The sequence below is a fragment of the Rhizobium sp. Leaf311 genome (assembly GCF_001423445.1).
GTDB lineage: Bacteria > Pseudomonadota > Alphaproteobacteria > Rhizobiales > Rhizobiaceae > Agrobacterium.
Genome location: NZ_LMNZ01000001.1, coordinates 595,768 through 608,918, shown reverse-complemented (window position 1 = coordinate 608,918; position 13,151 = coordinate 595,768). Strand labels below are relative to the sequence as shown.

At 57.1% G+C, this 13,151-nt stretch carries 13 protein-coding genes; 4 read left to right on the top strand and 9 right to left on the bottom strand.

Going from position 1 to position 13,151, the window contains the following annotated elements:
- Positions 1-46 precede the first annotated feature (46 nt).
- The 5 genes from leuA to ASF69_RS02855 form a co-directional block, all read right to left on the bottom strand.
- Positions 47-1,762, bottom strand: a complete 1,716-nt coding sequence (gene leuA, locus ASF69_RS02880) for a 2-isopropylmalate synthase (protein ID WP_062585103.1) — start codon at positions 1,760-1,762, stop codon at positions 47-49.
- A gap of 322 nt (positions 1,763-2,084) precedes the next feature.
- Positions 2,085-2,321 carry a CopG family antitoxin gene (locus ASF69_RS02875; protein WP_082469605.1) on the bottom strand — a complete coding sequence of 79 codons (237 nt, stop codon included), beginning with the start codon at positions 2,319-2,321 and terminating at the stop codon, positions 2,085-2,087.
- Positions 2,302-2,571: a BrnT family toxin gene (locus ASF69_RS02870; protein ID WP_062585102.1), complete on the bottom strand. Its 270-nt coding sequence runs from the start codon at positions 2,569-2,571 to the stop codon at positions 2,302-2,304. Before ASF69_RS02870 ends, ASF69_RS02875 begins: the two co-directional genes overlap by 20 nt.
- A 21-nt stretch (positions 2,572-2,592) precedes the next feature.
- Entirely contained in the window at positions 2,593-3,768 is a 1,176-nt protein-coding gene (locus ASF69_RS02865) for a benzoate/H(+) symporter BenE family transporter (RefSeq protein WP_062585101.1), read from the bottom strand.
- A gap of 341 nt (positions 3,769-4,109) precedes the next feature.
- Positions 4,110-6,731, bottom strand: a complete 2,622-nt coding sequence (locus ASF69_RS02855) for an autotransporter domain-containing protein (protein WP_062585098.1) — start codon at positions 6,729-6,731, stop codon at positions 4,110-4,112.
- A gap of 424 nt (positions 6,732-7,155) precedes the next feature.
- Between ASF69_RS02855 and ASF69_RS02845 the strand changes: the two genes are divergently transcribed.
- The gene (locus ASF69_RS02845) at positions 7,156-7,830 is read left to right on the top strand and encodes an MnmC family methyltransferase (protein ID WP_062585095.1); all 675 of its coding nucleotides are present in this window, start codon (positions 7,156-7,158) and stop codon (positions 7,828-7,830) included.
- A 12-nt stretch (positions 7,831-7,842) separates the two neighbouring features.
- Here ASF69_RS02845 and ASF69_RS02840 read toward each other — a convergent pair whose 3' ends face one another.
- Positions 7,843-8,220 carry a helix-turn-helix domain-containing protein gene (locus tag ASF69_RS02840; RefSeq protein WP_062585093.1) on the bottom strand — a complete coding sequence of 126 codons (378 nt, stop codon included), beginning with the start codon at positions 8,218-8,220 and terminating at the stop codon, positions 7,843-7,845.
- A 97-nt stretch (positions 8,221-8,317) separates the two neighbouring features.
- Here ASF69_RS02840 and ASF69_RS02835 point away from each other — a divergent pair, with 97 nt between their 5' ends.
- A complete protein-coding gene (locus tag ASF69_RS02835; protein ID WP_062585091.1) occupies positions 8,318-9,379 on the top strand; it encodes an SDR family oxidoreductase in 1,062 nt (353 codons plus the stop codon).
- Between the two features lie 84 nt (positions 9,380-9,463).
- On the opposite strand, the gene ASF69_RS02830 is transcribed toward ASF69_RS02835, so the two are convergent.
- The gene (locus ASF69_RS02830) at positions 9,464-10,045 is read right to left on the bottom strand and encodes an ATP-dependent Clp protease proteolytic subunit (RefSeq protein ID WP_062585089.1); all 582 of its coding nucleotides are present in this window, start codon (positions 10,043-10,045) and stop codon (positions 9,464-9,466) included.
- Positions 10,046-10,262: 217 nt separating this feature from the next.
- On the opposite strand from ASF69_RS02830, the gene ASF69_RS02825 reads away from it, so the two are divergent.
- Both ASF69_RS02825 and ASF69_RS02820 read left to right on the top strand, forming a co-directional pair.
- A complete protein-coding gene (locus ASF69_RS02825; RefSeq protein WP_062585087.1) occupies positions 10,263-10,853 on the top strand; it encodes a HupE/UreJ family protein in 591 nt (196 codons plus the stop codon).
- A 107-nt stretch (positions 10,854-10,960) separates the two neighbouring features.
- A complete protein-coding gene (locus ASF69_RS02820) occupies positions 10,961-11,731 on the top strand; it encodes a DUF2076 family protein (RefSeq protein ID WP_062585085.1) in 771 nt (256 codons plus the stop codon).
- 18 nt (positions 11,732-11,749) lie between these two features.
- Here the strand turns inward: ASF69_RS02820 and queF are convergent, their stop codons facing one another.
- Complete coding sequence (gene queF, locus ASF69_RS02815) at positions 11,750-12,214, bottom strand: preQ(1) synthase (protein ID WP_062585083.1); 465 nt, start codon at positions 12,212-12,214, stop codon at positions 11,750-11,752.
- A gap of 3 nt (positions 12,215-12,217) precedes the next feature.
- A complete protein-coding gene (locus ASF69_RS02810; protein ID WP_062585081.1) occupies positions 12,218-13,135 on the bottom strand; it encodes a cation diffusion facilitator family transporter in 918 nt (305 codons plus the stop codon).
- Between the last annotated feature and the right edge of the window lie 16 nt (positions 13,136-13,151).

Sequence of the window (13,151 nt, the reverse complement as noted above, 5' to 3'; positions counted from 1 at the left end):
CCTGCCCCCGCCCACCTCAATAGAATGCTTTGCTTCCTGGCCCGCGTTACGCCTTGGCCGCCCGCTCTTCCAGAACACGGTTGGCAGCAGACACGATTGCCTCGAGCGAAGCGGCAACGATGTTGGTGTTGACGCCCGCGCCAAACAGCTTTCCACCGGGGTGCTCCATCTCGACATAGGCGATGGCAGAGGCGTTGGAGCCGTGCTGCAGCGAGTGTTCCGAGTAATCGTTGACCGACAGGTCAACGCCAAGATAGGTGGACAGTGCATTGATGAAGCCATCAATCGGACCGGTCCCCTTGCCCTCGATGCGCTTTACCTCACCGTTATCGGTGATCTCGGCAGCCACGACACGCACGCCCTTGAAATCGCCAGCCGGATAGGTGTGGTGATCGACAAACTTGATGCGGGCATTTGGCTGCGTCACGTAGCGTTCGATGAAGCGGTCGTAGATGCGCTTGGCTGGCAGCTCGACACCCTCATCGTCGGTAATGCGCTGAATGTCTTCGCGGAACTCCACCTGCAGATTGCGCGGCAGGTTGATGCCGTAATCCTGCTGCAGAATATAGGCGATGCCGCCCTTGCCGGACTGCGAATTGATGCGGATGATCGCCTCGTAGGAGCGCCCGACATCCTTTGGATCGATGGGCAGATAGGGAACTTCCCATACGGGATGATTGGCAACCTTGATGGCCTTCATGCCCTTGTTGATCGCATCCTGATGCGAGCCGGAGAAAGCCGTATAGACCAACTCACCGACATAAGGATGGCGCTCGGGAATCGTCATCTCGTTGGAGTATTCATAGACCGCCTTGATCCGTTCGATATCGCGGCAGTCCAGTTCGGGGTCGACACCTTGGGTGTACATGTTCAGCGCCAGCGTAACGACGTCGACATTGCCCGTGCGTTCGCCATTGCCAAACAATGTGCCTTCCACGCGGTCGGCACCTGCCATCAGGCCCAGTTCGGTGGCTGCAATGCCTGTGCCACGGTCATTGTGCGGATGCAGGGAAATGATGACATTCTCGCGGTTGTCGATGTTGCGGCACATCCACTCGATCTGGTCGGCGTAGATATTGGGCGTCGCCATCTCGACGGTGGAAGGCAGGTTCAGGATCAGCTTGTTGTCAGCCGTCGGCTTCACCACCTCGACAACCGCGTTGCAGATTTCCAGCGCCACTTCCAGCTCCGTACCGGTAAAGCTTTCCGGCGAATATTCGAAGCGGTAACCGCCGCCGGCCTTGGCAGCCATGTCGGTAATCATCTTGGCGGCATCGACGGCAATCTGCTTGATACCGTGGACATCCTTGCCGAACACCACGCGGCGCTGCAATTCGGAGGTGGAATTGTAGAAATGGATGATCGGGTTCTTGGCGCCTTCCAGTGATTCGAACGTGCGCGTGATCAGTTCCGGACGGCACTGTACCAGCACCTGCAAGGACACGTCCTCGGGCACACCACCCTCTTCCACACACCAGCGGGCAAAGTCGAAATCGGTCTGCGATGCGGAAGGAAAGCCGATCTCGATTTCCTTGAAACCCATTTCCAGCAGCAGCTTGAACATCCGGGCCTTGCGATCATGCCCCATGGGATTGACCAGCGACTGGTTGCCATCGCGCAAGTCCACCGAACACCAGATTGGCGCCTTGTCGATGGTCTTCGACGGCCAGGTGCGGTCCTTGATATCGATGACAGGGTATGGGCGATACTTGACGTTCGCGTCCGGCATTCCCTTGGTCGTGTTGGAAATCTTGGAATCCATTGTGCTGCTCCTTCAACGCATCGGGGCTGAAAAGCCTTCACGAATGCGCGCCCAAACGGGCCTTAAATCCAGTGTAATATGAAATTTCGAGTTGAGGAGCATTGGCACCAGCGGGCTTTCGGCCGCCGGGCGCTCCTCACTGGACCCGGCAACCGCGTGTAAGGTCGAGGCTAAGAAGCGAGAGTGCACCGCACGGGCTGGCCTTCGCAGAAATCTGCGCGCTCATGCCGGAAGTGATTACGGTGCGAATGGTCATGTCGATTTGTATAAACAGCGGTTTTTGATCTGGCAAGTAACCATCTAGTCTTTGTTGCGGCTATTTTCACGAAGAGACGTGCTTTGCTTTTTCAGCAATCCACTCCTCCAGAAGAGACTGGCGTGTCACACCCAGGCGCAAGGCTTCCGCATCCACCTTCCGCAATATCCACTTCGGCAGATCGATATCGGCATGTTCAAGCTCAAGGCCCGGTCGCGTAGCCTTTGACCAGTCGAAATGATCGCTGACATCTTCACCATCGTCGAACCTGCGATCCAGTTCTTCAGCGCTGATAGTCTTCATAATACTGTCTCTCCCTGTCTCTGGAGCGCCTTACAGAAATGATCCGAACGCGATCATCTCTGTAAGTATAAATCGCACTCCAGCAACGTCCGTGAAGCTGAGCGACCATAATATACCGCTCCTCTCCCTCTGTTGCGAGTGGTGCGGTGATTCTTTTATGATCGCGCCATAAGGCCTGCGCTTCTATAAAGTCTATGCCGTGCTTGTCTTTATTGCTGGCACTTTTGGACGGGTCGAACTCAAATGTCATGGAATATGCCCGGAGCAATCCTCAGCGCTTCACCACGCGCTGCAAAGCCATCATCAGACCGCCGCCCAGCAGACCCCAGAATGCGCCGGATATGCCACCGAAGGACAGGCCGGAAGCTGTTATCAGGAAGGTTATGGCGGCGGCTTCGCGGGTCTCGGGCTCTTTGAAAGCGGCGACCGCTGAACCGGAAAAAGCGCCAACGAGTGCGAGACCCGCAACTGCCTGGATGAGAATGGGCGGAGCCAGCGCCACGAAGGCTGTGACCACACCGGCAAGCAGACCGAAGATCACATAACCCACGCCACTGACAATGACAGCCCAGTAGCGACGCCTTGGGTCCGGATGGGCATCCTCACCTGCGCACATGGCGGCAGTGATGGCGGCGAGATTGACGGCGTGTCCGCCGAAGGGTGCCGATAGCAGCGAAAAAAGGCCCGTGGTAGCAAAAAGCTGCCCCGGCTGCGGATCATAATTGTTGACCTTTAACACGGCGATGCCAGGTATATTCTGCGAGGCCATGGTGACGATGAACAGCGGCAACGCAACGGAGACCAACCCTTGCAGGTTGAACACCGGCAAAACGAACTCCACCGGCGGGGCCAGCGATTGCGCCACGCTGTCGAGTGCACCTGCGGGGATATCGACCCCGAAAATCATGACCAGCACGAAGGCGCCAAGCGCGGCCGGAACCGCAAACAGGCGCTTGAAGGCGCCGACGACGATCCATGCCAGAATGATGGGCAAGCCAAGCAGAGGGTTGAAGCCGATTGCTTTTATTGGCGCAAAGCACAGGCCGATGATGACGCCTGACAACATGGCATTGGCAAGCGGCGTGGGTATGGATGCGACGGCGCGGCCCAGCGGCTTGAACAGGCCCGCAATGATGATCAATACCGCGCAGACGATGAACGCACCCACGGCGGCGGGAAACCCGCCTTCGATTACGCCCGTCGTGGCCAGAAGGGCGCCGCCCGGCGTCGACCACGCGATACTGATCGGAAGCCGTGTTGTGGCGGACAGGGCGATGGCGCAAAGGCCGACGGCCACCGAAAGCGCCATCAGACCGGATGCCGCCTCGTAATCGGTGGCGCCGACGCCTTTCAGGCCCTGAAGCACCACGGCAAAGGAGCTGGCAAAGCCGACGAAAGCCGTCAGCAGGCCCATGAAAAGGCTTTGGAGAGAGAAGTCTTTATGCATGGCGACGGTCCAGAGCAGGCAGGATATTGCTCTGGAACATTATTTTGACCGCATGCGCAAGCCAAGGTAGTCGTGCTGATGCCGTAAATGGACGAAACTTGAGCAGATAATCGTTGTTTTCGCTATGGTCTGCAATAAGGCAGACACATTTTCCAGCCTGCGCTTTGCCAATCTGCATGACAGCACGGTGCGTTTTCTCAAACGCCCGACGCTGCAAGACCCGAGATCTGTTGCACAATTCCTTGAGTCGATTCCGATTTGAGGAATTGTGCAAGACCGTGAGCGTTTCGGGTTTGCCGCCATAGGAACCATGGCGACAAATGTTTTCTTGACCTGAGTTGTTAGAACTGCACCCGGAACTTTGCATTCGCGCCGTGCTCATAAGCATTCTTTCCGATCTGGCCATTATAGCCAAGGCTGAAGGTTGAGGCCGGTGTCAGGTTGAGGTCCAGTCCTGCTTCCAGCAAGGCGGCATCTTTGTCGATCGGCGTGCCGGACACTGTGAAGCTGTCACCCGTGGCAAAGCGGGCAGTCGAGATTGGATCGACATCGCCGAAAGCATGAACCCATCCGGCCGTGCCGCGCAAGGCTGCGGCGGTTCCGAGCAGCTTTATATCCTTCGATGTGCGCAGTCCAATTGTGGTGAAGGTTGTATTCATCTGCTGCTCATCCACGGTCAACGCTGCAGAGCCGCCTGTTTCGCTGAAACCATCAGTCTTCACGCGCGAATAAGAGAGAGACGCGAAGGGTTCAAAGTTCGCAGGGGCGGTTTTGATCGTATAGCCGACTTCCGCAAAACTGCTCAGGCTGCCGGCATCATAGTCCCCCTTCAAGGTCTGATTCAACAAGGAGACCTGGCGGGTATTATCAACGTCGCTCCAGGCATAGTTAAGTCCGGATCGGACCGTAACCGCCCCCCAATCGCCAGTGCCGTAGACGCCAACATGGTAGTTGTCACTGTTGCCATCGCTCGTCGAGGTATCAAAAGAGGAGTGGCTATAGCCGCCCATGACACCAACGCGCCATGCATTGGAAACTCGGCCATCGAAACCAAACAAGACGCCGCCGTTGCCGGTGTCGGTATCTGGCCCGCCGCCGGTGCCTTTCACCTTACCCCAGGAACCAAAGCCCATCGACCATGCGGAGAACCGCTGGGAATCAAAGGTTTGCTCCTTCTTCTCATAGGATGAGAAAGGGTTATTCTTTTTGGGGGTCTTTTCTTCTTCAGCATAGCCCAGCGGCGCGATGGACGGTGCCGCCACGCTTTGGGTAATGCTGCGCATGCGCGTGTTGACGGTGTTGTTGACTGTCTGGACCGTTTGCACAAAGGATGCCTGAGCGGTGGCATAGCTGTCGCCGGAGAGCTGCTGATAGGCCGTGCGCGCCTCATCGTCGCTCAATAACAGCATGGAGTTGTGAAGATCGAGCGATATGCCTGATTGCGAGAGGCTGTCGAGCGAACGGGCGACTGCCGACTGGTTTGGGGTTTGGGCGACAGGCGTAAAGAGGCCCGTACCGCTTGAACCCGTATCCTGCACCGCAATTGTCAAATAAGCGTTGTTTTCATCATAGCTTGCGGTTGTTGTCAGGAAGGCAGACCTGCTCACAACCCCTGTGAATGCACCGCTTAATGTGCCTTCTGCGGCAATGACAGTGTAGGTCTTGCCACTGAGGTAGCTGGTTGATGCATCAAGCGCAGTAACCGCGATTGTGCCGCCATTGATGGTGGCATTGCCGGTGACCCTTGTCTGATCGCCATAAAGAATACTTCTCGTGCTTATGCCTTCTGTGCCGCTCAGATCGACAGCATAGGTCGAGCCGCTTTCGAATGTCAGATCACCATTGACGGTCAGGCTGCCAAGACTGTTTCCGCCCGGTGAAAGCGTGCCACCACTGAGAATATTTGTGGTGCCAACGTCACCATAACCACTAAGCGTGCCCGTATTGGAGACGTACAGCCTTCCTCCCAGCGCACCTGTGACGTCGAGCGTGCCGCCCGTGACATTGGTGGTGCCGTCGAATTGCGAGCTATCGCCGGACAGGGTGGTGAAGCCGGCAATCTGGTTGATTGCGCCGGTGTTGTCCGCATTGGATGACATCGCTGTCGAGAAATCATAATCCGAATCGGTGTGATTGAACACCAAAGTGCCGCTACCTTGGCCAAACGCCAAATTTGCAGCGTTCAGTGTGCCTGCGGCCACAGCCGTCTGACCAGACGCGGCACCAATGTTCAGTGTGCCTGTCGAGGAAGCAGAATATGCAATATTTACAGTACCGCCATAACCTCCACCAGTCTGCTCGGCACCTACATTCACAGCACCGCCATCTGCGATGGTTAAAGTGCCCGTTCCAATATAGCTTGGATCTATGCTGGTGTTAAAGCCGCCGAGGTAAAAGAAGCTGCCATTGGTCCAGGTCGATCCACTGCCGGTGACCTTCACGAGTCCTTCCCGACCATCGTAAACACCGATAAAGCTGGTGTAGGCTGTTACCGTTGCGCCATTCTCTATATTAAGCGTTCCACGACCCTTGTAACCAACGGCTAAGTTCGGCGTGGCAAAACTTGATCCACTGCCAGTGACGGTAACGGTTCCTTCACTGTCGCTCTCATTGCCAATAGTCGTATAATCAGTGCTGACAGACCCGCCGTCGCTGATTGTCAGTATGCCGGTTCCGCGATGACCGATAGAGGTTGAGCTAGTGTTTTCCCAAATCGTACCGCTGCCGGTTACGGTGACGGTGCCGGTAACACCTTCTTGCTTTCCGACATAGGCGCCCGTGCCGGTCACAGTCGCACCGCTGTTAATTGTCAGGGCGGCATTGCCGCTCTCACCGACGATAACATTGGTACCATAGTTTATCGAGTCAGATATGGTCTCGCTTCCGTTATTGAAGACGATGTCTCCGCTGTCGACTGCAAAAGCAAGGTCGACATTGCCGCAGAGAGCGAAAGTGGATGCCAAAAGCGCCCGCCGAAAATGTTTTAAATTATGCTTTGCGTTCATAATTACCCCAAATGCACTCAATCCGATTTAGAACAGCCGGAATCAGGTCGTATTTATCGACATAGATACGCAATCTATAATTGAACTTCATGAACTTAAAGCTGAAAAAGCGATTTGCGAACGACTTTTTTTGGGGTATCCGCAATTTTGACGAAACAATTTCTCTGTCCGGCAACTTTTGTTCGTATAGATTGCTCCAGTTGAAAATTCGACGATAGACGCGACCATTTTTACGGGGCGTTTTTTCTATGGGCAGAAACCGCAAAAGAGTTTTCCGCCTATGATTCATTAGTATCCGATGCCATGCCGCCTGAGGGTTGGTGCCTGTTGTTCTCTCGGCCCCGCCCGTGTAAACCCCGGCCAGCAAACAACGAGATACGCCATGCTCCCTTGGATAGAACTGGACCGTGCAGCCATTCCCGGCGATGGCACCGAACTGCGCCTGAAGCAGCGCGGTCAGGAATTTTCCATCATGCTTGGTTCGAACGAGCTGATGAACAGCCGGCTGAGCGGTTCCGAGGAAGCATTGGCGACACTATCCTGCGAGCGCATTGCGGGCCGCAGTAAACAGCATATTCTTATCGGCGGTCTTGGAATGGGGTTTACCCTGCGCGCTGCACTGGGTGCACTGCCGCCGGATGCCGACGTCACCGTGGCAGAGCTTGTACCGGCTGTCGTAGACTGGGCGCGCGGACCGATGGCCGATCTGCACAAGGGCACGCTCGATGATGCCCGCGTCGATATTCATGTCGGCGATGTCGGTGCGCTCATCCGCTCCAAAAAGGCGGCTTATGACGCAATCCTGCTGGATGTCGATAACGGCCCGGATGGCCTCTCCCGCCCCTCCAATGACAGCCTCTATGATCGCGAAGGGCTGGAAGCGGCCAGAAGCGCGCTGCGCCCGAAGGGCGTGCTTGCGGTCTGGTCTTCAGGTCCGGATGCTGCCTTTACCCGACGCCTTCGCCAGACCGGCTTCAAGACCGATGAGGTCAGCGTTCGCGCCAATGGCAAACGCGGCGGTGCGCGTCACACACTCTGGCTTGCTGCCAAGGCTTGACGACAGAAAGTGTCAGCGCCTTGAAGTAGAGCGTTCTCCCAAAGCGTCCAAGGCGTCGGCATTATCCCTGCCCCATGCGTAAAGCATCTCCACCGGTTCGATGAAGCGGTTACCGAGCGGCGTTAGCCTGTATTCGACAGCAGGCGGGCGTGTGGCGTGCACGTGGCGCGTGACAAGGCCGGACCTTTCCATCTCTTTCAAAGTCTGTGTCAGCATCTTCTTGGAAATGCCCGGCAGGCTGCGCTCCAGCACACCGGTGCGCGCGGCCCCCTCATGCAGCTTGTGCAACGTGTGCAGGATCATGCTCGTCCATTTGGTCGAGAAGAGTTCCAGAACGCGTCTCGGCGCACAATCCTCGCGCCATTCTGCTTCGTGGCTACCCGGTTTCATAGTGGTCACCCTTTGGTTTCCATGTCCCCAAACAGTGCCGTCTACACGATGACGCGCCGGATGACTAATTAAAGCGTTTACGAAATGGAGTTTGAACATGGTTAAAACGGCATTGGTCGTCGGCGCAAGTGGGATCGTGGGAAGTGCCACGGCAAATCTTCTGTTGGAACAGGGTTGGCAGGTCTATGGTCTGGCCAGACGCCCGACCCAGCAAGAGGGAATCATTCCCGTCTCGGCAAATCTGCAGGATGCAGTCGAAACCGCAAAGGCGCTCGCGGATGTGCGGCCAGAGGCCGTCTTTATCTCGACCTGGGCGAGGCAGGAAAGCGAAGCGGAAAACATCCGCGTCAATTCCGCCATGGTGCGCAACCTGCTGGATGGTCTGAGCCTCGGCAAATCCACTCGCCATGTGGCACTGGTCACAGGTCTCAAACATTATCTCGGACCCTTTGAAGCCTATGGCAAGGGCACGCTTCCGCAAACCCCGTTTCGCGAAGAACAGGGCCGTCTCGATGTCGAGAATTTCTACTATGCGCAGGAAGACGAGGTCTTTGCCGCATCCAAACGCGATGGCTTCAGTTGGAGCGTCCACCGCCCCCATACCGTGATTGGCCAGGCAGTCGGCAATGCCATGAACATGGGCACGACGCTGGCGGTCTATGCCACGATCTGCCGGGAAACCGGACGCCCCTTCCGCTTCCCCGGATCAGCCGCCCAATGGAACGGCCTGACCGACATGACGGATGCGAACCTTCTGGCCAAGCATCTGCTCTGGGCAGCGCAAACGCCTGAGGCAAAGAACGAAGATTTCAACGTCGTGAATGGCGATATCTTCCGCTGGAGTTGGATGTGGGGCCGCATCGCGGAATGGTTCGGCATTGAAGCAGCACCCTTCGACGGCACCGTCACTCCTCTGGCAGAACAAATGGAACACGACGCCGAAATCTGGAATAAAATTTCCACTCGCGAAAATCTCGCCGAGCCGGATCTTAACCGCCTCGCATCGCCCTGGCATACCGACGCCGACCTGGGACGCCCCATTGAAGTCGTGACCGACATGGGTAAAAGCCGCCGTCTCGGCTTCAAGGAGTATCAGCCAACCGACGACGCATTCTTTGCGCTCTTCGAAACGCTGCGGAAGAACCGTCTGATTCCCTGAGCGCGCTATTGGCCGATTACAGACAATAAAAAACCCGCATCGGCATAGCCGGTGCGGGTTCTTTTTAATCAGATAAGGCGTGCCTTAGATTTCGGCCTGCGAGGTCACGATGCGCGAAGCAAGGCCGTAGGCAACAGCTTCTTCAGCGCCCAGCCAGTAATCGCGGTCGATGTCCTTGGCGATCTTTTCTTCCGTCTGGCCGGTGGCCACGGAGAAGATCTTGATCAGGCGCTTGTTCATCTTGATGATTTCACGTGCCTGTATCTCGATGTCGGATGCCATGCCGCGTGTGCCGCCGGATGGTTGGTGCAGCAGGAAGCGGGTGTTCGGCAGGCAGATACGACGCTCCTTCGGCACCGACACATAGATCAGCGCACCAGCGGAAGCGACCCAGCCCGTACCGATGATCCAGACCTTCGGCTTGATGAACTTGATCATGTCGTGAATGCTGTCGCCGGACTCGACGTGGCCGCCGGGCGAATTGACATAGACGCGGATGTCTTCATCGCTGGCTGCGGCGAGCGCCACAAGCTGCGTGCACACTTTCTGCGCCAATTCCTGCGTGATGCCGCCATAGATGAAGATCGAACGCGACTTGAAAAGATTCGCTTCCGTTTCCTTGCCGATCGGCAGTTCCTTGCTCTTGTCGTCTTCTTCTTCGTTCATGGGGCGATCTCCAACGTAATTCATTACCTACCGGACATAGTGTGATTTGTTTCGTAAAACAATGATTGAAAAAGACAAGGCGCGGAACTGCTTAATAAACAGACCTCCGGCAAATGACGCATGGACACGGACTTCATGCCTACGATATCGTTAATTTGCGGGGTTAGACAGGCGACCCAAGCGCCCTTGCTCCGCGTCCAGTAATCGAGAGGGAACAATGATCAAAAGACTTTCACTCGTTGCGGCAACGCTGGCTGCGTCCACGCTTCCCGCCTTTGCTCACCTCAATCCGGAAGAGCACGGCTCCTTCATGGCGGGCTTCTCCCATCCGCTGTTTGGCGCTGACCACATTCTCGTCATGGTGGCGGTGGGTATCTGGGCGGCGCAGATCGCGGCAACGAGACATGATCGCCGCGCACTGTTCATGGTTCCTGCGGCTTTCGTCGGCGCAATGGCCATCGGTTTCCTGCTGGCACTCGGCGGCATCGAGCTTCCATTCGTAGAGCCTGCCATTCTTGCATCTGTGATCGCCCTTGGACTGCTGGTTGCCATGGCAACACGGGTTCTGGTGAACGCGGCTGCGGCCATTGTCGGCGTTTTTGCCCTGTTTCACGGCCATGCCCATGGCGGAGAACTGGGCAGCGCGGGCGCGCTGCAATTCGGCATTGGCTTCGTCATTGCAACGGCGCTTCTTCATGTCGCAGGCATGGCGCTGGGGCTGGGCATTGCAAAGCTTGGGCCGATCGCTGCACGCCTCACAGGAGCGGCGACCGCACTTGCCGGTCTGTCACTGGTTCTCGGCGGCTGAGCAGGCGCTTAACCTTACAAAAATGTTAGAAAATTCCGGCTTTCAAAAGCCGGAATTGAACCCTACTTCCTTGCTGTGCGTTTCTCGACACGCCAAGGAGGCAACCGATGTCACCAGAAGAAACCCAACTGCTCACATCCCTGTTCGACAGGGTTAGATCCGCATCCTCCACACCGCGCGATGCGGACGCCGAAAGGCTTATCAGCCAGGCCGTAAAGGATGAGCCAGCCGCCCCCTATTATCTTGCTCAGGCCGTTATCGTGCAGGAGAAGGGACTGGAAGCAGCGGCGGCGCATATTCGCCAGCTGGAAGAACGCATCCATCAGCTTGAAAGCAGCAACACTGCACCGCAGCAGGCACAGCAGGGCGGCTTCCTCAGCTCGATCTTCGGCGGCAACCAGCAGCAGGCACCGGCACCGGCACCAGCGCCAAGCCCCAGCTCTGCGGCCCCCGCTCCAACCTATCGCAACGACATATCCGGCCAGACCGCGGGGCCATGGGGCCGCACCACGGATGCGCCGCAGCAGACCAGTGGCCCATGGAGCCAGCAGCCCTCCGGCTTCGGCCGATTTGGCGGCGGCGGTGGCGGCGGTTTTCTGCAGGGCGCGCTAGGAACGGCGGCCGGTGTCGCAGGCGGCATGTTGCTGGCCAATTCGCTGAGCGGCATCTTCTCCAACCACGTCGCCTCATCCGGCTGGGGTGGCGCGGGCTCAGCCAATGCGCCCGTCGAGGAAACCGTCATCAACAACTACTATAATGACGACGACAAGCCACAGCAGGACGCCTCGGACAATAATGACGACGTGCAGCAGGCGGATTATGACGACAGCAATGACGACATGGATTTCGATTCAGGCGATGGCGATTCCTTCGCCTGAATCTCTCTCAGAGCGGGATCAGCCGCGACCGCGATAGGTCGCGACACCCTGCTCGGGAAGCCAGACGCCTTCCGGCGGCGCACCCGTCTGCCAGAAAACATCGATGGGGATGCCGCCGCGCGGGTACCAATAGGCACCGATGCGCAGCCACTTCGGCTGCAGCAGCTCCACCAGACGTTTAGCGATGTAGACGGAGCAATCCTCGTGAAACGCACCATGGTTGCGGAAGGCGTGCAGGAACAGCTTCAGCGACTTCGATTCCACCAGGAATTCACCCGGGATGTAATCGATGACGATATGGGCAAAGTCCGGCTGACCCGTCATCGGGCACAGTGACGTAAATTCCGGTGCGGTAAAGCGTACGACATAGTCCGTGCCGGCGTTGCCGTTCGGCACTTTTTCCAGAACGGCCTTTTCCGGACTTTCGGGTGCTGCAACCTGCGCACCCAGTTGAGACAGGCCGGAAACATCCGTGACTGACATGATTCAAACTCCTGCTTCTTGAAACTCGACCCGGACGCCATGCGCCTGTTCACTTTCGGGTTCGACGTGAATGGCGAGGACGGCACCGGGCACGGCCTCTCTTATGGCATCTTCCAGCCGGTCGCAAATCTCGTGTGCGGCACCAACCGACATGGCCGAGGGTACGACGACGTGAAAATCGATAAAGGCTACCGACCCGGCCCTGCGGGTTTTGAGATCGTGGACGCCCAAAAGACCGGCGGAGTTCTCCGCAATCGCCGTCTTGATGATCTCGTCTTCCTCCGGCTCTACCGCACGGTCCATCAAGCCGCCAAGCGAGTGCGTGATGACCTTGTAACCCTGGAAAAGAATGTTGATGGCAACGATGATGGCAAGGATCGGATCGAGGATCGCGTAACCGGTGATGATTGCCAGCACGAGACCGATCAGAACGCCGCCTGAGGTGACGACGTCCGACATGATGTGATGGCCATCTGCCAGAAGTGCCGGAGAGGATTGCTTGCGCCCGACCCTGATCAGCACCGTCGCCCAGACGAAATTGAGGATACCCGCAAAGGCGTTGATGGCGAGGCCGAGCACCGGTGCATCCGGCAGGCTGGGTGCCATGAGACCACCCCAGGCCTCTTTCACGATCAGAAGCGCGGCCACCACGATCAAAACACCTTCCACCACCGCAGACAGATATTCTGCCTTGTGATGCCCGAACTGGTGATCGTCATCGGCTGGCTTTTGCGCGTAACGGATAACGAAATAGGCAATGAAGGCCGCCACCACATTGACGGTTGATTCCAGACCATCGGACAGCAGTGCGACGGAGCCGGTAAACCACCAGGCCAGAAGCTTGAGGCAAAGCACTGCAATGGCAAATGGAATTCCCCAGAAAGCAAGCTTTCTGACGAGTGCGTGACCCTGTTCGTTCATAACTGACCCCATGCAG